26 protein-coding genes are annotated in these 17,873 nt (G+C 52.9%); 23 read left to right on the forward strand and 3 right to left on the reverse strand.

Annotated features, from left to right (window positions below):
* The 3 genes from C9411_RS25730 to C9411_RS13370 all read right to left on the reverse strand — a co-directional run bounded on the left by C9411_RS25730 (nt 1) and on the right by C9411_RS13370 (nt 2,252).
* Nucleotides 1-144, reverse strand: coding sequence for a hypothetical protein (locus C9411_RS25730; RefSeq protein WP_158263881.1), 144 nt, complete (start codon nt 142-144; stop codon nt 1-3).
* 621 nt (nt 145-765) lie between these two features.
* Nucleotides 766-894, reverse strand: a complete 129-nt coding sequence (locus C9411_RS26135; RefSeq protein ID WP_255413741.1) for a hypothetical protein — start codon at nt 892-894, stop codon at nt 766-768.
* Between the two features lie 695 nt (nt 895-1,589).
* Nucleotides 1,590-2,252 (reverse strand): LexA family transcriptional regulator, encoded by a 663-nt coding sequence (locus tag C9411_RS13370; protein ID WP_199200130.1) that lies wholly within the window; start codon nt 2,250-2,252, stop codon nt 1,590-1,592.
* 41 nt (nt 2,253-2,293) lie between these two features.
* Between C9411_RS13370 and C9411_RS13375 the strand changes: the two genes are divergently transcribed.
* From C9411_RS13375 to C9411_RS13480, 23 genes are all read left to right on the forward strand, one after another.
* Nucleotides 2,294-2,506, forward strand: a complete 213-nt coding sequence (locus C9411_RS13375; protein ID WP_072265807.1) for a helix-turn-helix domain-containing protein — start codon at nt 2,294-2,296, stop codon at nt 2,504-2,506.
* A gap of 25 nt (nt 2,507-2,531) precedes the next feature.
* On the forward strand, nt 2,532-2,822 hold the full coding sequence (locus tag C9411_RS13380) for a CII family transcriptional regulator (protein WP_107227233.1): 291 nt from the start codon (nt 2,532-2,534) through the stop codon (nt 2,820-2,822).
* Between the two features lie 133 nt (nt 2,823-2,955).
* Entirely contained in the window at nt 2,956-3,138 is a 183-nt protein-coding gene (locus tag C9411_RS13385; protein ID WP_060452900.1) for a DUF4222 domain-containing protein, read from the forward strand.
* Nucleotides 3,135-4,049 carry a helix-turn-helix domain-containing protein gene (locus C9411_RS13390; RefSeq protein WP_107227234.1) on the forward strand — a complete coding sequence of 305 codons (915 nt, stop codon included), beginning with the start codon at nt 3,135-3,137 and terminating at the stop codon, nt 4,047-4,049. Before C9411_RS13385 ends, C9411_RS13390 begins: the two co-directional genes overlap by 4 nt.
* Nucleotides 4,046-4,765: a replication protein P gene (locus C9411_RS13395; RefSeq protein ID WP_107227235.1), complete on the forward strand. Its 720-nt coding sequence runs from the start codon at nt 4,046-4,048 to the stop codon at nt 4,763-4,765. The genes C9411_RS13390 and C9411_RS13395 overlap by 4 nt, the downstream gene beginning before the upstream one ends.
* Nucleotides 4,762-5,736, forward strand: coding sequence for a DUF968 domain-containing protein (locus tag C9411_RS13400; protein ID WP_107227236.1), 975 nt, complete (start codon nt 4,762-4,764; stop codon nt 5,734-5,736). The genes C9411_RS13395 and C9411_RS13400 overlap by 4 nt, the downstream gene beginning before the upstream one ends.
* Nucleotides 5,733-5,927 carry a hypothetical protein gene (locus C9411_RS13405; RefSeq protein WP_060431732.1) on the forward strand — a complete coding sequence of 65 codons (195 nt, stop codon included), beginning with the start codon at nt 5,733-5,735 and terminating at the stop codon, nt 5,925-5,927. Before C9411_RS13400 ends, C9411_RS13405 begins: the two co-directional genes overlap by 4 nt.
* The gene (locus C9411_RS13410; RefSeq protein WP_107227237.1) at nt 5,924-6,757 is read left to right on the forward strand and encodes an antitermination protein; all 834 of its coding nucleotides are present in this window, start codon (nt 5,924-5,926) and stop codon (nt 6,755-6,757) included. Before C9411_RS13405 ends, C9411_RS13410 begins: the two co-directional genes overlap by 4 nt.
* A 266-nt stretch (nt 6,758-7,023) precedes the next feature.
* On the forward strand, nt 7,024-7,341 hold the full coding sequence (locus C9411_RS13415; protein WP_049193441.1) for a phage holin family protein: 318 nt from the start codon (nt 7,024-7,026) through the stop codon (nt 7,339-7,341).
* Nucleotides 7,328-7,768, forward strand: a complete 441-nt coding sequence (locus tag C9411_RS13420; RefSeq protein ID WP_107227238.1) for a lysozyme — start codon at nt 7,328-7,330, stop codon at nt 7,766-7,768. Before C9411_RS13415 ends, C9411_RS13420 begins: the two co-directional genes overlap by 14 nt.
* Nucleotides 7,765-8,145: a DUF2570 family protein gene (locus C9411_RS13425; protein ID WP_107227239.1), complete on the forward strand. Its 381-nt coding sequence runs from the start codon at nt 7,765-7,767 to the stop codon at nt 8,143-8,145. Before C9411_RS13420 ends, C9411_RS13425 begins: the two co-directional genes overlap by 4 nt.
* The gene (lysC, locus tag C9411_RS26015) at nt 8,036-8,302 is read left to right on the forward strand and encodes an Rz1-like lysis system protein LysC (RefSeq protein ID WP_233221906.1); all 267 of its coding nucleotides are present in this window, start codon (nt 8,036-8,038) and stop codon (nt 8,300-8,302) included. The genes C9411_RS13425 and lysC overlap by 110 nt, the downstream gene beginning before the upstream one ends.
* Nucleotides 8,299-8,469 carry a hypothetical protein gene (locus tag C9411_RS25735; RefSeq protein WP_158263882.1) on the forward strand — a complete coding sequence of 57 codons (171 nt, stop codon included), beginning with the start codon at nt 8,299-8,301 and terminating at the stop codon, nt 8,467-8,469. The genes lysC and C9411_RS25735 overlap by 4 nt, the downstream gene beginning before the upstream one ends.
* Nucleotides 8,470-9,044: 575 nt before the next feature.
* On the forward strand, nt 9,045-9,695 hold the full coding sequence (locus tag C9411_RS13435) for a putative metallopeptidase (RefSeq protein ID WP_107227241.1): 651 nt from the start codon (nt 9,045-9,047) through the stop codon (nt 9,693-9,695).
* 31 nt (nt 9,696-9,726) lie between these two features.
* Complete coding sequence (locus tag C9411_RS13440) at nt 9,727-10,170, forward strand: DUF2280 domain-containing protein (protein ID WP_060431653.1); 444 nt, start codon at nt 9,727-9,729, stop codon at nt 10,168-10,170.
* Between the two features lie 3 nt (nt 10,171-10,173).
* Nucleotides 10,174-11,664, forward strand: coding sequence for a terminase (locus C9411_RS13445; protein WP_107227242.1), 1,491 nt, complete (start codon nt 10,174-10,176; stop codon nt 11,662-11,664).
* Between the two features lie 10 nt (nt 11,665-11,674).
* A complete protein-coding gene (locus tag C9411_RS13450; protein WP_107227243.1) occupies nt 11,675-13,102 on the forward strand; it encodes an anti-CBASS protein Acb1 family protein in 1,428 nt (475 codons plus the stop codon).
* Nucleotides 13,080-14,057, forward strand: a complete 978-nt coding sequence (locus C9411_RS13455) for a phage minor head protein (protein WP_233221907.1) — start codon at nt 13,080-13,082, stop codon at nt 14,055-14,057. Before C9411_RS13450 ends, C9411_RS13455 begins: the two co-directional genes overlap by 23 nt.
* Before the next feature lie 30 nt (nt 14,058-14,087).
* Nucleotides 14,088-15,473: a DUF2213 domain-containing protein gene (locus tag C9411_RS13460; protein WP_107227244.1), complete on the forward strand. Its 1,386-nt coding sequence runs from the start codon at nt 14,088-14,090 to the stop codon at nt 15,471-15,473.
* A gap of 3 nt (nt 15,474-15,476) precedes the next feature.
* Nucleotides 15,477-15,914, forward strand: coding sequence for a hypothetical protein (locus C9411_RS13465; protein WP_107227245.1), 438 nt, complete (start codon nt 15,477-15,479; stop codon nt 15,912-15,914).
* A gap of 11 nt (nt 15,915-15,925) precedes the next feature.
* The gene (locus tag C9411_RS13470) at nt 15,926-17,002 is read left to right on the forward strand and encodes a major capsid protein (RefSeq protein ID WP_060451526.1); all 1,077 of its coding nucleotides are present in this window, start codon (nt 15,926-15,928) and stop codon (nt 17,000-17,002) included.
* Between the two features lie 9 nt (nt 17,003-17,011).
* Entirely contained in the window at nt 17,012-17,413 is a 402-nt protein-coding gene (locus tag C9411_RS13475; protein WP_107227246.1) for a hypothetical protein, read from the forward strand.
* A gap of 2 nt (nt 17,414-17,415) precedes the next feature.
* Complete coding sequence (locus C9411_RS13480; RefSeq protein WP_180548513.1) at nt 17,416-17,793, forward strand: hypothetical protein; 378 nt, start codon at nt 17,416-17,418, stop codon at nt 17,791-17,793.
* The last annotated feature ends 80 nt before the right edge of the window (nt 17,794-17,873 follow it).

Raw genomic sequence — 17,873 nt, forward strand, 5'->3', positions numbered from 1 at the left:
TTAACTCCAGACCGCGCCGGCAGTCAGCAGGCACAGGGTAAAAATGAGTAGGTAGAAAAGGTGTTTGCCGTAGTGGCGCTTAGGGGCGAAATCGCCCCCGGTCAGGTCGTACTTGTGCTGAATACGGGCGTTGAGGCTTACCATGTTGGCCTCCGCTGCTGAGTGTGCAGGCGGCGCTGCAAAGTTCTGATGTTCTGACGGACGACGTACACCGGCGCGCAGGTATCGGCGCAGACGAGGATTCTTACGGCTTTATATCTGCCGTCTTCGTAGCGTTGAATGCTCACGGCCTGTTTGGTTACGTCGCGCGTCTGGCCGCAATGCTCACAGCGTTGGGTAGTGGTTTGCATAACATGTCCTCTCAATGAAATTCACATGGGTAAAGGCGCTGCCTGAGTTGATGCACGCGCTCGGTTTCCCTACGGTTCCAGCACGCTGGAGCAGGGCAGCGCCTTTACTGATGTGAAAAAAGAGCCCCGGCTAGCGGGCAAAGGATGTGACAAGGGAAGTGGTACTGAGCAGGCTTGTGATTTATCACGCACCTGGTGACGCATCGAGCCGGGGCTTTATACTGTGTAGGTTAAAAGGTGAGCCGGAACGATACGCCACCAGATAGGTGATATGCCGGCGTTAACCGGCGAAATAGACGCAGCCCGCTATGGTTAAGGCCCACAGGCAAAGGCCGGCAGCGACGCTGTAAACCAGCGCCTTCCATCCGTTTAAACTCATGATTGCCTCAGTGCGCCCCGTAGGGCGCGGTGGGTGTTAGCTGGCCAGTGCTGCTTTGGCTTCTTCAATACGCGCCGCAGTTCCAGCGTTCGGTTCAAGCTGCTGAATGCGCTGGGCGTCTTGCAATAACTGCGCGATGATGTGTTTCAAGTCTTCGTTGCTCATCGTGTAACCCTCTGCTGTAGTGGTTTTATGCCTGTCCGCCGGATGTTCTCGACGGCAGGGTAAATCCACTCCGTAACCGTTACATTTTCCCGCCCTCCAGTTGTCTGCCTGTTCACGTTGCTGGGTCAGGCTCCCGCGCTTATGTCCCCTTGCACCCGTCATAGCCGAAGCTGATAAGAGCAAGCGGGGTTAAAAGTCATTTCGTCATCCAGTCCTGTCCGCTGCATGCCGTTGGTGCCATACCCCCGTAAGGGCTGGGGACTGCCGGGTACTGAGTTGTGCAGATCTCTCTGCTCAGTGCTGGGTGACTAAACCTGATTGTTAAAGAGCGCCCCGGTGGTTTGGGGTGACGTTGTTGCTGTCGATGGAGTTGATAATAGCTATGAGTATTATCAATAGCAATACGTATTAAGATTGAATCAATAGCAATTGTTATAATCATCTGTTTTGAAAGTAAATTTAGTTGGTAAAAATTTGTGCTAAGAGGTTTAGATAAGGTCTGTTGTGTGATTTCTGGCAGGGATTAACGCTTTGCAAATTCTTGAGAAAGGATTAAAGTTTGAAAATAACTGTACATATAAACAGTATTTTTGAGTGTCACTTTTACACCCGGGGTTTCATATGATTGAAATGTTAGTGCGTCGTGCGGCGGGAGTGTACGAAAAAGAAACCCTGCCAGAGCAGGGTTTGGGGGATTACATTCTGAAGTCGCGTAGCAGTAGAACTACAACACCGATCAATGAGTCCGGCGCTAGTTCAATCAGTGGAACCCTGGCATCGTCAACGGATAAGTATCCATGCGACCCGCCATCAACGAAGCGATAAGCTGAAACTGAGCTGTTCACTTTTGCAACGACTAAATCACCGGAACCCGGCGTGGAGTCTGAGTCAACAATAACAATAGAGCCTGCAGGAGCTTCTGCGCATCCGCTATTTCTTTTTAGAATAAAGGCTTTCCATGATGGTGATGCTTTTCCTTTTGGAGAAATGACAAAATCGTCAGTAACCCCATTTTCATCCCATACCGGGATCTGACTGTATCGCTCTATCCGTGGGGTTATGAACGGAGTATCCCCCTCCATCTCGCCAACGCCATTAGCCAGCCAATCAACATTCACACCCAGGGCATTAGCAATATCGACGAGCCGCCCAGAAGTTTTTGCCTTTCCTTTAGTTAATCGCCAGATGGTCGGCTGCGCAACGCCTGACGCCTCAGCAAGGGCTGCTTGGGTCATGTTGTTGCGTTTGGCCATCGCCATGTTGAGGCGTTCTGCAAGTGTCGTTTTCATGCCAGCAAATTTATAGCCACGCGTATTGAGCGTCAAATTCGCTTTGCTATTGCAGTTGATAATACTCATTGCTATTATCATCCTTGAATAATACGTTTAAGGATTAAAAGATGAGCAAAGCTATCCAAAAAGCCGTAAGCATCGTAGGTGGACAGAAGAAATTAGCCATCTTATGCGGTGTATCACAACCAACAGTCTGGCGCTGGGTTCACGGAGGCGGCATTGACGCCCTTTACGTTAAGCGCATCGAGAAAGCTACTGGCGGAAAAGTTAAAGCCGTAGAGATTCGCCCAGACCTGTCAGACCTGATTACAACAAACTGATTTTTAACAAGGAAGATTATTACAGATGCAAACCGCAACAACACGCAACGAAGCTCAGGCGATCCAGAGCGACATCATGGGCCGCATTGCAGCTATCGGGGTGACAAGCCTGGCCGGCGCGATCGGCGTTGATAAATCGCAGGTGAGCCGCTGGCAGAGCAAAGGGGGGCTGGTGGAGAAAGCGAGCCTACTTCTGGCCGCTACGGGATTCAGGCGTTCGGAAACCATGCTGACGTTCAGGGGCGAGGAAACCGCAGAACTGGCGCGCGGGTTAATGGCGATGCTTGAGCACATCCGGGAACCAAAGACGGAATAGGGGGCTTTATGGCCTGGGGCAAGAAGAAAGCCGAGCAGTTGCAGCTGGTCGGCAATCACTTTTCTAACTGGGAGTTCTGCAATGAACAGCCAGATTGTTATCGATATGTCGGCATCTCGTCAAGGGTTGAAAAATGTCCGGCTCGCAAAGCACTGAGCTCGATCGGTATTACACGGATTGGCGAGGCGTGCAGGTTCACGTCATCCGCTGGGATCGGGTTGAGCGCCAGGTCATTTTCACGCGAGAGGGTTATCCGCATGAGTGCATGCAACCCCTTGAAAGGTTCAAAGAGAAATTTAAGCGGGTGGATGTATGAGCATGATCCTGATGGCAACGGCCATGAAAATTAAGGTGGGTAACCCGCTGCGCAAGCTGGTGCTCATCAAAATGGCTGACAACGCCAACGATGACGGCGAATGCTGGCCGTCGTACCAACACATTGCCGATCATTGCGAGTGCAGCAAAAGCGCGGTAAAGGCACATATCACGGCATTGATAACTATGGGGTTGCTATCCAAAGAGAACCGCCTTGGTAGCAACAATGGGAAGGGCAACACGTCAAATATTTACCAATTGACCTTGGGTAACCCTGTGTCGTCAGAAAACACAGCCCCTATGGCAGGAAAAAGCATAGCCCCTGTGCCGTCAAAAAACACAGGTGTGTCAGGAGAAAGCATAGGTGGGGCGTCAGAAAGCACAGCCCCTGGGTCACCTGCTGGCACCCCCTGTGGCAGCACGCGGCACCAGAACCTATCACTAGAACCTAAAGACAATAAATCTTCTTGTCAGGTCGCTACGCAACCCGACGAATCAGACGAGGAGAAGTTTTTATCTCGGCATCCAGAAGCTGCTGTGTTCAGTGCCAAGAAAAAAATCTGGGGCAGTGCTGAAGACCTGAAGTGCGCGGAGTGGATCCGGTCACGCATCGTGAAGCTGTATGAGCAAGCTGCCGAAAGCGATGGGGAAGTCGCCAGACCGAAGGAACCTAACTGGACAGACTGGGCAAACGAAATCCGCCTGATGTGCTCTCAGGACGGACGCACACACAAGCAGATTTGTGAGCTGTTCGCGAAGGCAAACCGGGATCCATTCTGGTGCAAGAACATCCTGAGCCCGTCAAAGCTGCGCGAGAAGTGGGATGATCTGACGCTGAAGCTTAGCGCCAACCCTGCCGACGCGTCTGGTGGACACTGGAACACGGCCGAAGCCTGGGGTAACACGCTATGAATAAATTCATGAGTGCCATTCAAAATCGCGATGGTGGAGCCTTGGCGCGGATGATGCCGGCGGAGCCACAGGCGCGGGTAGTCAATGTGAATGCGGAAAAATTGGTTGATCTGCTGTTCACCAACCTCATGCAAGTCTTCCCTGCGGCAAAACAAACAGCGTTGAGCACGCCAGCAGAAGTCGCTGCAGCAAAGCGTCAGTGGATTCTGGCATTCGCAGAGAACGGGATCACCTCGGTGGAACAACTGCAAGCTGGCATGCGTATGGCCCGACAGCAGGAAAGCGATTTCTGGCCGAGCTGTGGGAAATTCATTGGCTGGTGCAAGACGGGTGCAGCTTTGAATGCCGGCCTGCCATCGGTTGATGAAGTTGAGGCGGAGTTCAAACGCTACAGCGCTAATCGCGGCCACGTCCGCCCAGAGGATTTCAACTGGTCGGCTCCGGTCATGTATTGGATTGTGATCGACGTTCGTCACCAGATGCTCCAGTACAACCACACCGAAAGTGAGATCCGCAAGTCAATTCAACAGCACCTCAACCGCTGGGCTAAACGACTGGCTAAGGGCGAGCGCGTGCCAACCCCTGCGCCACAAATCGCCTACAAGCAGAACATCCCAGCGCCATCAGAACTGATGGACAAAGACGGCAAATTTCAGCGCAAAGGTGAAGATCTGCTGGCTCGCATTCGCGCCAAAAAACAGGGACAACCGACATGAGAGCGATAGTCAAAGCAGCGGTACAGCGTGATCTGGGTATTGCCCTGATCCCGGTTGACGAAAAGCTGGCGTTTCACATGACAGGCCGCGTGATGGTTTCCACGCTGCCAAAAGAATTCAAAGACGCACCTGAAGGCATCCTGCCGGCGGTGGAGCATGAGATCGCCAACGACCCACGGTTACAGGGTTTCTTCACCCATGAGCGCGTCATCAACGCTTGCGGCGGGGTTAACGCGATTGAAGCCTGGGCGACGCAGTTCACGAAATGTCAGTACAGCAAGCATGACCTGCCGGAGACAATTCTGGACACAGAGCGTGTAGGTAATTCGGCCGTTCGCATCTGTCCTGGGTGCTACAAAAAAAGCCTGGGTGTATCGCCGAAGCTGGAAAAAATCGCCGCCCGCAACACTGCGCGCTGGGTGGTGGCAACGGCAAAACACCGTCTGAAGTCAGAAGGGCAGCTGACAATCCCTGAGCTGATGCTGTGGGCCATGCTGTCCGGCGTATTCGAATTGATCCCCGATGACGTTGCGCGCACCGTTACCGACTTACCGGAGCCGAAGGTGATCACCGGCACCCGCAAGGAGTCCGAGATGGACTGCACGCCGGCGGCCACTGCGATTATTTCCAAGCAGGCCCAGAAGTGTTTCAAGGTCGATCCTGAAGTCCCTGGCGCCTTTGTGCTGCGTCCGAAGAAAACCCGCGCCGAAGATAGCAAATATACCCGCTGGGTTAAGACTCGCCCCTGCTGCGGTTGCGGAGCGCGCTCAGACGACCCTCACCACATCATCGGCCACGGGCAGGGCGGCATGGGAACCAAGGCCCACGACTTTTTCACTATCCCGCTGTGCCGTAAATGCCACGACGCATTGCACGAGGATATGGCGGCTTGGGAAGCGGAACATGGGAGCCAGGTTGAACTGCTGTTTGAGTTCCTGGATTTCTCCTTCGGCATTGGGGCGATCGCATGAAAGAGGTGACCATAACACGCCAGCAGTACCGGAACGTCTGCGATGCGCTGCTGAACACGGCCAATCTGAACGAGCAGCTTTTGCTGCTCTCAACCGCCGACAAGCGTTCGGAAAGAGTTCATCGCCAAGCCAGCAAGCTATTACAAAAAATTCGCCAGCAACTTCAGGAAGCCGTGGGAGAAAAACAATGAGATTAGAGTCGATTCCTAAATACTTTGCACCGAAATCACCGACCTTTAGCGACGCTCCGCGCGCGACGGCTTCGGATTCTTTGACCGGTACTGACGTGATGGCGGCATTCGGGATGTGCCAGGCGCAGGCGGAGTTGGGCCTTTCGGCGTTCATGGGGAAAATGGGTGTCAGCGATGCCGATAAGGTCAAGGCGGTGACATTGCTGGCTGAGAAGGGCATGGCTGAATCTGTTCGCGTGGCGCCACTGAGAAAGCTTCAGGATGAGACAAGAGTTCGCGTTGTTCTGGCGCTATCAGTTTTTGCCTTCCTGGATTACTCCCGCAGCGCATCGAGTGAGGTTGCTTGTGATTGCTGCTCCGGCACTGGATTTATTGAGGCCGAAGTATTCACGAATAAAGTTCACACCCCTTTCCCTGCGAAAGAGCTTGTCAAAGCGTCGATCCGTTTTGGCGTGGAGGGCTTCAGACCTTCCGAGTATGAAGTGCGCCGGGAACTGAGAGAGGTTGTTCGCGTTAAGTGCAAAACCTGCAACGGGAAAGGCAAGATATCGACGGCCTGCCGTGATTGCTCTGGAAGAGGTACTGCAGTTGATAAGAAAGAGACAGCAAAGCAGGGTGTACCGGTCAGAGGAACCTGCAAACGATGCTCAGGCCGTGGGTATGAGCGCATACCAGCGTCACATGCCTACGCTGCTGTGCAACAGGTCACGGATGCTATCTCCTCGGCGACCTGGGATAAAACCGTGAAGCCATTTTATGACGGTTTAATTCGTATTCTCGAGAGAGAAGAGAGCCATGCGGAACGGGTATTGCAGCGCGTAACTGCATAGTGAATGAGAAAATAGTGCAATATTTTATCGTGAGCTATTTACTTTTTCCGAAAACTGGGTAATTATCTTTCTAACACTAGAAATCCGTCTGATTGTTAAGGTGGATTCAAAAATTTCAAAGGCTGCCTTCGGGTGGCCTTTTTGCATTTCAGCCCCAGCCAACGGACGACACACACGGCACTCCCTCATACCGGCAGCGTTTACGGCTGGTGGCTGATCCCTGTCCATAACCCGAATCCGGGAAAGAGCCCCGGAAGGGGGAGGTTATGAAAATGCCCTGGAAGAACGAACCCAACATCCTATCAATGCTGATTGCGTTCGGCATGACCCTGCTGGGAGCTATTGCCAGTTACTCATTCAAGGTGTTGAACGGCGAGGCCTTCAGCTGGCGCACGCTGTTTCTGCAGCTCTTCGTTTCTATCTTCGCCGGGTTAACTATGGTGATGATCGCCCTGCATTACGACTGGCCATCCGAAGTGATGGGCGGCGTATGTGGCATGGCCGGTTGGTCTGGTGCATCACTGATTAAGGCGCTGGAGCGTCGATTCCTGAATAAAGCGAGTGATAGCAATGAATATCAGTAAAAGCGGCATTGAGCTGATCAAGCGCTTCGAAGGCCTGCGATTGAAAGCCTATCAGGATTCAGTTGGCGTCTGGACGATTGGTTACGGGTGGACACAGCCAGTTAACGGTAAGAAAGTCGGCCCAGGAATGCAGATTGATCAGGCTACTACCGATCGGATGCTGAAATGCGGCGTTGTGCAGTATGAGCAGGGCGTTAATCAGCTGGTGAAGGTGAAAATCACTCAGGGCCAATTCGATGCGCTGGTGAGCTTTGCATATAACCTCGGCCTGCGGTCGCTGAGCACATCCACGCTTCTGGAAAAACTGAATGCTGGAGATAAGCAAGGCGCAGCAGACCAATTCGGCCGCTGGGTAAATGCCGGCGGTAAACGGCTTGATGGCCTGGTTGCACGCCGTGCAGCAGAGCGCGAGATGTTTTTGTCATGAGCACCTCATTCAGCTTCCGAACGATGGCGATCGGCCTGTTGCTGGTGGCGCTGATTGTTGCTGGCAGGCTGGCGTTTCACTTCCACAGCAACGCAGTAAAGGCCGGTGAGCAGGTAAAGCAGCAGGAAAAAACGCTGGCGCAGCAGCAGTCACTGATAACGGCATTACGCGAGAACGCCGCCCGGAATAGCTCGCTAATGGCCGAACAGCAACGGAGAGAGCAGCAGCTGCGCCAGCAGGGCGAAACCTACCAGAGGAAGTTGCGTGATGCACTTAAAGGCAGTAAATGTGGGAATAGTCCTATGCCTGCCGCTGTTGTTGAGCTCCTGCAGCAAAACGCCGCCGGTACCGCAGCAAATCGTCCTGCTACCCCCTGAATCTGTATTCACTCTATGTGAGCAGCCAAGCCTACAAGGCGACACCTGGGGCGATGCGGTGAGCTACACGCTGGCGCTGCAAACAGCGTTATCAATCTGCGCCGGCCAGGTGGCCACGTTGAACCAATGGCGGGAAGCCGCCGGGAGAAAACAATGACACCAGAGCAATTCGCATATTGGTTGCAGGGATTCGTTGAGCTTCATGGCGAGTTACCAAATGAGGAGCAGTGGGAGTTGATTAAAGAGCACCTTCAAACGGTGTTTCGCAAAGTTACACCGCCTCTTGGCAGCTTTGCCGTCGGCCTCGAATCCCTGACGTGCTGAGAAGCTGTGATGGATATACAAAATTCTGCAAAAGGCATTCGCTGAGTGCCTTTGACAGAATAAACACGATGAATTCATGGGTGGTGGTCAAAAAAATACCCAGGGTTATATCCAACGAACCAGCAGGAAATTCTGAATGATTATGACATACAAGGTCACGCTACGCCGTGGCATGAAGTGGCTACTCATCGTCTCTGCACTAACCCGCTGGGATTGGCTGACCAATAAGTGCTTCCGTCATGAACTAGTAACAGGCGAATCGGTTGAGATTTCAGGCGATTAAAATTGAGGTAAAAACAATGAGTTCATTCCCTTCAAAGAATTTCGAGAACGAGTACAACGATCAGATGCGAGATATTGAAAAAAGCTCAGAGAAAAATTCCCCCGACAAGGAATAAGACGGTGAAGCCCTGCAGGAGGTGATCACGTCTTGGCAGCCGGAAAGACGGAAGTGGCGAGGCAACTCCGCGAGGCGTGGCTGATGCTGCGACAAGCATTACAGGTGGCATTCACTGAGTGCCATCGATAATGCGCATATCATCCCGCTCCGGCGGGTTTTTTATTGGGAGAAAATCATGGCTAAAACAGCGCAGGATGAGAGCCATGAGAGGCGCCCATACCCACCGTTAAGGTTTATCGAAGACCATCAGCTGACGCCTTATATCGGCCTGGTGCCTGCGAATGAGGTGCAGGAGTGGATGAAGCGTCAAATTATTGACGATTCCGGCAGCCTGTTTAACCCAGACCACGGACACCTTGCAGACGCCGATCTGCGCTTTATGTGGGCCTCATCAGCATTTGAGAAAAAAGGGCGTCATGTGCTCGGCCAGGCTGAAGAAGTGGCGATGCGCGCCGGCGGCTGGCAGAAGGCCAGGATGGAACAGCAGATGCATGAGTGGTTCGGCGTGGTGCCGAAATTCATCATCACGCTCGCTGCCGACTACTGCTCACAGTGCTCAGATGCTGAGTTCTGCGCCTTGGTCGAGCATGAGCTATACCACATCGCTCAGGCTACCGACGATTTCGGCGCACCAAAATTCAACAAGGAAGGCCAGCCGGTGCTGAAGCTGCGCGGCCACGACGTTGAAGAGTTTGTTGGCGTAGTTCGTCGGTATGGCGCCAGCGTGGAAGTTCAGGAACTGGTTGATGCGGCTAACAGGCCTGCGGAGGTGGCACAACTAAACATTGCCAGGGCGTGCGGTAACTGCATGTTGAGGCTGGCGTAAATATTGGACTGTATTGGACGGATGGTGATTTATGGCTGCATTAAAACCAGATGTGAAAGCCTTCATCATTCAGTCGCTTGCGTGCTTTGACACCCCTACGTTGGTGGTGGAGTCCGTCCAAAAAGAGTTTGGGTTAAAAATCACGCGTCAGCAGGTTGAATCTCACGACCCGACAAAGGTTAGCGGCAAGTCGCTGGCCAAGAAGTGGGTAGACCTGTTCTACACGACGCGGGAGCGATTCAAGACGGAAATTTCAGATATTCCGATCGCCAACAAGGCCTACCGGCTGCGCGTTCTTGATCGCATGGCGACGCGAACCGAAACCATGAAGAACTACGCATTGGCCGCTCAGATCGTCGAGCAGGCCGCGAAAGAGTGCGGCGACGCGTATACCAACAAGCAAAAGATTGAAACCCAGCACACCATCGCTGATGAGATGGCTGAGCTACTGAAGGAGATATCTTCTGAGGCGTGATTTATGGCTGATCTCAACAAGCAATTCAGCGAGCTGAAGAAGAACCTTAAAAATCGATTCTGGCGCCTAAACAACCTTTACTTCATCACCGACAAATCGGGGAAGAAGGTTAAGTTCAGGATGACCCCTGAGCAGCTCGAATACTTCGAAGGCGTACATACCAGGAACATAATCTTAAAGGCTAGGCAGCTCGGCTTTACGACGCTGGTTTGTATTGTCCAGCTCGATGCCGCGTTGTTCGAATCAGCAAAGTGCGCGCTGATCGCCCACACCTTAAACGACGCAAAGCGCTTGTTTAGGGAAAAGGTCAAATATGCCTACGACAACCTGCCGGCGCTGATCAGAAAGGCGAACCCGGCAAAGAACGACGCAGTTGGTGAGCTTGTTTTCAATAATGGCGGCTCTCTCTACGTCAGCACGTCATTTCGTGGCGGCACGCTGCGTTACTTGCACGTTTCTGAGTTCGGCAAGATCTGCGCTAAGTACCCGGACAAGGCCCGTGAAATCGTCACTGGCGCCTTTGAGGCAGTATCGACAGATTGCTTTACAACTATCGAGAGTACAGCCGAGGGGCGTGCTGGGTATTTCTTCGACTATTGCCAGACGGCCGAGAAAGCACAGCTGCAGGGCAAAACATTATCAAACCTCGACTGGAAATTTTTCTTCTTCACTTGGTGGAAGAATCCTCAGTACGCAATCGACCCGGTAGAAAGCCTCCCAGAGCGCCTGGTTGACTACTTCAGCGAACTGGAAGCCAAGCATGGCGTCACGTTAAATGAACGCCAGAAGGCCTGGTATCTCGCCAAAGAGAAGACTCTTGGCGACGACATGAAGCGTGAGTATCCGAGCATACCCGCTGAAGCCTTCCAACAGTCGGTAGAGGGGGCATATTACGCCAAGCAGTTCCGCTGGCTGTATACGAACAAGCGGATCGGTTCACTTCCCGACAATTCTCATCTCCCGGTTCACACGTTCTGGGATATCGGCGTGGGTGACTCAACAGCTATCTGGTTCGTGCGTGAGGTTGGTGAAGAATTTCATGTCATCGACTACTACGAGAACTCTGGCGAGGGTTTGAGGCACTACATGAAGGTGCTCAAAGACCGTGGTTATGAGTACGGCGAGCACTGGGGGCCACACGATATTGAAAACAGAGAGTTTGGCTCTGATGCTAAATCACGGAAGGAGCTGGCGCGTGAGGGTTACGAAATCGACGGCCAGGTGTATTCGATGACATTCAAGGTTGTGCCGAAAGTTGGCGTAGATACTGGTATCGAGTCTGTCCGTGAAATCCTGCCTAAATGCGTCTTTGACGATGAGAAGTGTGCTGAGGGGATATCTCACCTTGAGGGATACCGAAAAGAGTGGGATGACAAGCGCGGGTGCTGGAAAGACAAACCTCTTCACGATCACACGTCGCACGGTTCAGATGGTTTCCGCTACTTTGCCGTAGCGAAGAACAACCACAAACAAGTTGGCGCCGTATTCTTCTAAGGAGCTCTCAGTGAGTGAACAAAATAGCGAGGTTGAATTCCTCGTCAATGCCCTCGCTGACGCAGTGGCGATAGGGCGCCAGCGTTCCTTGTACGCGGGACAGATGAATGGCAACACGAAGAGAACAAAGCTGTGGGACGAGTTCGGCTACCCGGACACCATAAGCTTCGATCTGCTTTATCGCGCCTATCGCCGAAACTCCGCGGCTCATGCCGGAGTTCATAAAACGTTGGATAACTGCTGGAGTGACTATCCGACGATTATTGATGGCCCGTTGACCGACAAATCTACTGTCTCGACAGAATGGGAGACGACAGTAACCAAGCTGCTGAAAAAACATTGGTCAAAAATCAAGGATGCCGATCGGCGCAATTTGGTGGGCCGATACTCTGCAATCATTCTGCAGCTAAAAGACAACAGGCCATGGTCAGAGCCAGTGGATACAGCGCTGGTGGCAAAACTTGGCGAAAATGCTTTAGTGAAGATGATCCCCGTTTGGGAATTGCAGATTAAGCCTGGAAACTATGACATCGACACGCTATCCCCAACTTACGGGCAGCCGGTGAACTACATCTTCAACGAGCAGCCTGTGGGTGATGACGGAACCTATGGCAATGTGAGAAGCGTTACGGTTCACCCCAGCAGGGTGATCATCCTCGCCGAAGGTTCAGAAGATGACAACATGTTGTCTGGCATCCCTCTTAACGAGGCTGGTTACAACGATTTGCTGGACATCGAAAAGACCAAGGGAGGAAGCGCCGAAGGGTTCCTGAAGAACGCGAGCCGCCAGCTTGGTATTCATTTCGACAATAAAACCGACATGAAAACCATCGCGCAGCAAGCGAAGGATGCCGGCTATAAAGACCTTGGCGAGGCAATGAATGAAAAGATCAGGAAACTCAACCAGGGGACGGACTCCGCGCTGGTAACGCAGTCTGGGACATCGTCTGTCCTTTCAGTTGCCGCTGCTGATCCTACTCCGTCATGGACAGTCTCGGCCAATAGCTATGCCTCAACCATCGGTTGTCCGTTCAATATCCTCTTTGGCAAGCAAACCGGGAATCTTGCTTCTACCGAAGACAGGAAGGAATGGGCTAAAAAAGGGAATGGACGCCGTGGCGGTTGGTTGTCATGGCTGCTAACTGAAGTCATTCAAAGATGGTGTGACGTCGGCGTAGTATCGCAACCAAAGAAAGGCGAGATCACCGTCGATTGGTCTGATTTGCTGGCCCCAGGTGATAGCGAGAAGCTCGAGAACATGAGCAAGATGGCAGACGTTGCCTACAAAACCCAGCAAGCGTTCGGTGCGTCTGCTGTTGAACCTAACGAGGTGCGCGCCGCCGGCGAACTGGAGCCAATCGAGGAACCTAAACAGCCAGACCCGACAAAAAAGCAGGTCGGTAAGGATCCGCTGAATGATGACGTCGCCGATGCCTAAAGTCGGGACACCGATAATACCGCGCAATAAAGCAGACCCCACCCAATCCTATCGGCAAGTTAACAAAATGTTCCGGGATATCGAGAACCGATATCTGGGCATCAAAACAACGCTTCGGCAACTGTTCGACCAGCGATTAACTGGCCGGGTGCTGGTGGGTAACTCTCAGCGATCGCATGTTCTTTCAGGTGACACCCTATACCAGGTAAACGCCGGTACGTTTGTCTACGACATGAGCGCTCAGCAGTTGGCGGCGCTTCTTGAGGTAATACAAACGATCCTTGATGACTACCTGTTAGAGGGTAACGGTCAGGATATTTGGGCGCTGCAGTATATTTCAGATGAGTATCGGCGCGGGACGCTCAATGCCTATACGAATCTGTCTGCTCAGTCCGAGGTCTACGCGTCGCAGACTACGCTAAGCGCGCTTTTGTCCACACCTGCTTATCAGAACCAGGTAGCCGCTGCTTTCGTGTCGACGTACAGCGATTGGAAGGGGATCAGCGATGCAGCGCGCGCTGACCTTGCCAATATCATCGCCGATGCTGTAGGCCGAGGGGTAAACCCGCGTGAAACCATGAGGGTGATAAGCAAACGACTTGATGTCTCAATGTCCAAGGCAAAGACGATCGCTCAGACCGAGCAGGTTGGCGCCCTGAGAGAGGCTCAGTGGAACGAAACCACATGGGTTCAGGATAGGTTAGGTTTGCGCACCAAGTTGCTGCATTTATCCGCCCTGAAGCCGACTACGCGCGCCTGGCACGCATCGCGCCACGGCAAGCTTTACACGGTCGAGGAAGTGCGTGAGTGGTACTCGAAAGACGGTAACAGGTTCAACTGTTACTGCAGCCAGATCCCAGCCGTCGTTGACGAGAAAGACAATGTAGTAAACATCGGGTTGGCGAAGCGCTTGGAAGAAGAGCGCGCTGCCTGGATGACGCAACAGGCCGCTTAATCGGCATCACCAACACAATGAGGACACAGCATGAAGCGCAACCGCGTTAACGTGCTGACCGTCGTCAACTCCGCTTCAAATATCACTACCGAAACCATCGACGGGAAACCACATATCGTGGTTCGCGGCATTACGCCCGTTGTTGACGATATCGTGATGAACCGGAAGTTGTACCCGGCAGCAGAAATTGCCAAGGCCTATAACACCCTTGAACGCAAACCGATGCCACTAGGGCATCCCAAAATAGACGGAAAGCATGTATCGGCGGGTGATGTCCGCGCGGTGAATAACTATCACGTTGGCGCCTGGCTTCAAGACGTCCAGCACGTCGATGGAAAGGTCAATGGTGATATGTATGTCGACCGCCGTTATGCCGAAGGCAGTGAAAAGGGTAAGCGGCTAGTAAATCGACTGGATGAAATGATCGCTGGGACAAACGTAGAGCCCATCCACATTTCTACCGGGCTTCTTTACTCAGGTATTGCCGCAAACGGCGAATCGAAGGGTAAGAAGTACAACGAAATCGCCACAAACATGGTGTTTGACCATGTTGCCGTTTTACTGGATGAACCTGGCGCCGGAACGCCAAGCGAAGGCGTGGGCATTTTCGTTAACGCCGACGGCGACGATCAAGAGGTAGAAATCGCAAACCTGTCAGAGGGTATCGATTGCACCCGTGAGGGACTGCTGAACAAAACCAAATTCTTCTTCACCAACGCTTCCAACTTCTCGTTTGACGATATCCGCGAAGCGATCAGCAACAAGCTCCGTGAAGGTCGCTCAGATGATTACTGGCCATGGCCGGAGTCTATCTGGCCTGACACTTTCATTTACCGCGATAAGACCAAGTTTTTCCGACAGAAATACCTCATCGATGAGGACGGTAAGGCCGTGTTCGTCGGCGAACCTGTAGAAGTCGTGCGCAAACCCACTGAGTACGAAATTAAAACCAACGGAGAGAAAGATCCGATGAAAGAACTGATTATCAATGCACTGCAATCCGCTGGTAAGCAGACTGAAGGCAAGTCCGATGCTGAACTGATGGACGCTTACAACCAATTGGCCGCAGAGAAGGCGACAGCCAAAAAAGAGGGCGGAGAAGAAATCGACCCTGCAACCGGCAAGCCTAAGAAGAAAGAGCAGGCAAGCAACAGCGACGAGGCGCCGGCATGGTTTAAACCATTCGCCGACGATCTCGCAGCTGTTAAGTCTGGCCTTATTGCCAACTCAGACAAAGAGAAAGGCGAGATGCGTGCAGCAGTTAAAGCCAAATTCGGCATGAGCGACGTTGCCGTAAACGCGCTGGATGGCGATCCGTTGAAGGAGCTGTTTGCCCAGTGCTCAACCTCTATCGGCCTGAACGGCATGCTGCGTCAGGTTAACTCCTCTCAAACTTTCAGCGAAATGCCGGAGTAAAAAATGGCTAAAGACGGGAAACATGTAATTCACGCGGGCGGTATCTTCGCCAATCCACAACTGCATCGTGAAGGTGCCGCCGCCGCCGATACGCCCCCTGGCACGATCGGTTTCTTCGATAACACCACGAAGAAATTCACCGCATCGGTAGATGGCAATGAAGCCGCGATCCTTTACGTAGCCAACTATGACTATCTGCGCTGCAAAACCGTAGATGACGTCATTAAGGCTGGTGATTGGGTTGTTGCATTCCATCCAACCCCTGGCGTTTTCTTCAACGTTCCTGCTGCCGCTGGCACCTACACCAAAGGCCAGCCGCTTTCTATCGTCAATGGCCGGGTTAAGGCCGCTGCAGAAGGCGAGTCAGTCCGCGCATACGTAGAAGAAGATCGCGCATACACCACGACAGCAGGCGAACTCCTGCGCGTTGTCATTAAGTAAGGAGCACCTGAATGTTTGTATTTTCCACTAAACAGGCGACCGAAACCGGTAACCTTGAGGTTAACTCCTCTCAATTTAAAAAGCTGACAGCCGCGCGTAACGCCAGTGCTCAAGCCGCCGCAGATTTCATTGCACGAACCAAATGGCGGGGTGATGCAGAAGATACGCCTGAGCTCAACGCTGTAAACGCAGTCGACGATATCCGCCGTCTGTATAAGGCATATGACCAGACAGTACTGAAGCAGTTTGAGCCGAACACAGAGTTCACTCTGCTCAACGATCTGATGCCACTGTCTCGCTCTGTTCGCCTAGAAGAGTCTGTGTACGAATACGCACGCACTGGCGGCCGTGGCTGGGCGCACACATCCATGTCTGGGCAGATCGGTGCGGCGCTGGATGCGAAGTCTTACACCTTTGATGGCACCATGGTGCCTATCCACGACAGCGGCTTTAAATTCAACTGGCGTGACCCGGTCTTCAACAAAGGTTCTGCACTTTCCTCCCTGGCTGATGCTCAGGCTGGCTCTGTCGATGACGTTCGCCGGCAGTATGTGGACTACATCTGGGAAGGTTTCCGCGACGCGGCCGGCAACTTCATCAAGTTTGACGACAAGACCTGGAAGGGGTTGCGTCATGATGAGCGTGTGGCGCAGGTTACGCTGACTGTTAACTTTGCGACTAGCACCGACCCTAAAGCGATGCGCGCTGCTGCTATCGCTCTGCGTGACGTGCTGAAGTTGCAAAACTATCAATACGGCCAACAGACCTGGTACGTATCCAGCGAAATCATGTCGAACTGGGAGCAGTATTTTGACGTTAATGCTCTGCGTACAGTTCTGGAAGAGCTGAAGAAGTTGGCCGGTATCTCCGACATCAAAGAGGACGCCGAGCTTTCTGGTAACGAAATCGTGATTATCCCTCTCGCTGCTGGCGTCATTGCCCCGATCGTAGGCCAGGCGTTCGGCACCGTTGCCGATCCTCGTCAGTTCTACAACAGCGATTACGTATGGCGTACCTGGGGTGCCGCCGGCCTGATGGTCAAGCAAGACATCAACGGCCACTTCTCTGTCATTCACGCATCCAGCTAAGGAAAAATCATGGCACTCGTAAAAGTTTTGGTAGCTAACCTCTTTGCCGGTGCCAACTTCCAAAAACTGGAAGTTGGTAAGGTCTACGAAGTAGATGACGCGGTTGCAGGGAAGTGGATTGCCGATGGTAAGGCGGAGCAGTCAGCAGAAAAGAAAGGCGAGAAGCTGGTATTAGAAGTGGCCACATCGACCGCTACAGCCGGTGCCGACACATCCGCACTTCAGACAAAGTTGGACGACGCGCTGGAGCAACTGAAGCAGGCCCAGGTAGCGGCAGCGGCGAAGGATAAGGAACATGCCGTCGCGCTGGAGCAACTGAAGCAGGCCCAGGCAGCAGAACTGGCGGCAGAGAAACAGCGTGCTGATACAGCAGAAACTGCGCTGGCAGCAGCGACCAAGAAGGACAAGTAATCATGGCAGCGCAGATAACAGCGGCGCAGGTTAAACAGCAGTTGTCTGCGCTGGGTTACTCCATTCCTGACTTCATGATCGATGCCTACCTGTGCAAGTTGGACGGTATCCGTCAGTGCCTGGAGGCGTCTGGCTACGACGAATGCGATCTGATGCTGATACAGGTATACGCCGTCACTCTTATGGCGATAACGGCATTCAGCCAGCGCATCAAGTCACAGTCAGCGCCTTCAGGGGCGTCGCGGTCGTTTGATTACAGCGGCGACATCAAAACCATGAGGAACACACTGGCAGCGTTGGATACCGCCGGATGCACTGCAGGCTTGCCGATCGACGTTGGCACTAGCGTGGGTTTCTTTGACGTTGTGGGAGGTTGCTGATGCAGGAAGATAGAAAAAGCGATGAGGAGAAACCTGATTGCGAAAAATGCCCCAACTGCCCCGGCTGTCCTGACCAATAT

The organism is Serratia sp. Nf2 (assembly GCF_003028435.1).
Classification (GTDB): domain Bacteria; phylum Pseudomonadota; class Gammaproteobacteria; order Enterobacterales; family Enterobacteriaceae; genus Serratia; species Serratia marcescens_L.

Excerpts from the sequence above, each read along its gene's own strand:
- C9411_RS13395 (WP_107227235.1), top strand. The coding sequence starts at position 4,046 with ATGAATAAATTCATGAGTGCCATTCAAAATCGCGATGGTGGAGCCTTG.
- C9411_RS13465 (WP_107227245.1), top strand. The coding sequence starts at position 15,477 with ATGGCTAAAGACGGGAAACATGTAATTCACGCGGGCGGTATCTTCGCC.
- C9411_RS13460 (WP_107227244.1), top strand. The coding sequence starts at position 14,088 with ATGAAGCGCAACCGCGTTAACGTGCTGACCGTCGTCAACTCCGCTTCA.
- C9411_RS13400 (WP_107227236.1), top strand. The coding sequence starts at position 4,762 with ATGAGAGCGATAGTCAAAGCAGCGGTACAGCGTGATCTGGGTATTGCC.
- lysC (WP_233221906.1), top strand. The coding sequence starts at position 8,036 with ATGCACTTAAAGGCAGTAAATGTGGGAATAGTCCTATGCCTGCCGCTG.
- C9411_RS13480 (WP_180548513.1), top strand. The coding sequence starts at position 17,416 with ATGGCAGCGCAGATAACAGCGGCGCAGGTTAAACAGCAGTTGTCTGCG.
- C9411_RS13385 (WP_060452900.1), top strand. The coding sequence starts at position 2,956 with ATGTCCGGCTCGCAAAGCACTGAGCTCGATCGGTATTACACGGATTGG.
- C9411_RS13425 (WP_107227239.1), top strand. The coding sequence starts at position 7,765 with ATGAGCACCTCATTCAGCTTCCGAACGATGGCGATCGGCCTGTTGCTG.
- C9411_RS13440 (WP_060431653.1), top strand. The coding sequence starts at position 9,727 with ATGGCTGCATTAAAACCAGATGTGAAAGCCTTCATCATTCAGTCGCTT.
- C9411_RS13420 (WP_107227238.1), top strand. The coding sequence starts at position 7,328 with ATGAATATCAGTAAAAGCGGCATTGAGCTGATCAAGCGCTTCGAAGGC.
- C9411_RS13435 (WP_107227241.1), top strand. The coding sequence starts at position 9,045 with ATGGCTAAAACAGCGCAGGATGAGAGCCATGAGAGGCGCCCATACCCA.
- C9411_RS26135 (WP_255413741.1), bottom strand. The coding sequence starts at position 894 with ATGAGCAACGAAGACTTGAAACACATCATCGCGCAGTTATTGCAAGAC.
- C9411_RS13390 (WP_107227234.1), top strand. The coding sequence starts at position 3,135 with ATGAGCATGATCCTGATGGCAACGGCCATGAAAATTAAGGTGGGTAAC.
- C9411_RS13380 (WP_107227233.1), top strand. The coding sequence starts at position 2,532 with ATGCAAACCGCAACAACACGCAACGAAGCTCAGGCGATCCAGAGCGAC.
- C9411_RS13475 (WP_107227246.1), top strand. The coding sequence starts at position 17,012 with ATGGCACTCGTAAAAGTTTTGGTAGCTAACCTCTTTGCCGGTGCCAAC.
- C9411_RS13455 (WP_233221907.1), top strand. The coding sequence starts at position 13,080 with ATGATGACGTCGCCGATGCCTAAAGTCGGGACACCGATAATACCGCGC.
- C9411_RS25735 (WP_158263882.1), top strand. The coding sequence starts at position 8,299 with ATGACACCAGAGCAATTCGCATATTGGTTGCAGGGATTCGTTGAGCTT.
- C9411_RS13470 (WP_060451526.1), top strand. The coding sequence starts at position 15,926 with ATGTTTGTATTTTCCACTAAACAGGCGACCGAAACCGGTAACCTTGAG.
- C9411_RS13410 (WP_107227237.1), top strand. The coding sequence starts at position 5,924 with ATGAGATTAGAGTCGATTCCTAAATACTTTGCACCGAAATCACCGACC.
- C9411_RS25730 (WP_158263881.1), bottom strand. The coding sequence starts at position 144 with ATGGTAAGCCTCAACGCCCGTATTCAGCACAAGTACGACCTGACCGGG.
- C9411_RS13405 (WP_060431732.1), top strand. The coding sequence starts at position 5,733 with ATGAAAGAGGTGACCATAACACGCCAGCAGTACCGGAACGTCTGCGAT.
- C9411_RS13445 (WP_107227242.1), top strand. The coding sequence starts at position 10,174 with ATGGCTGATCTCAACAAGCAATTCAGCGAGCTGAAGAAGAACCTTAAA.
- C9411_RS13415 (WP_049193441.1), top strand. The coding sequence starts at position 7,024 with ATGAAAATGCCCTGGAAGAACGAACCCAACATCCTATCAATGCTGATT.
- C9411_RS13375 (WP_072265807.1), top strand. The coding sequence starts at position 2,294 with ATGAGCAAAGCTATCCAAAAAGCCGTAAGCATCGTAGGTGGACAGAAG.
- C9411_RS13370 (WP_199200130.1), bottom strand. The coding sequence starts at position 2,252 with ATGAGTATTATCAACTGCAATAGCAAAGCGAATTTGACGCTCAATACG.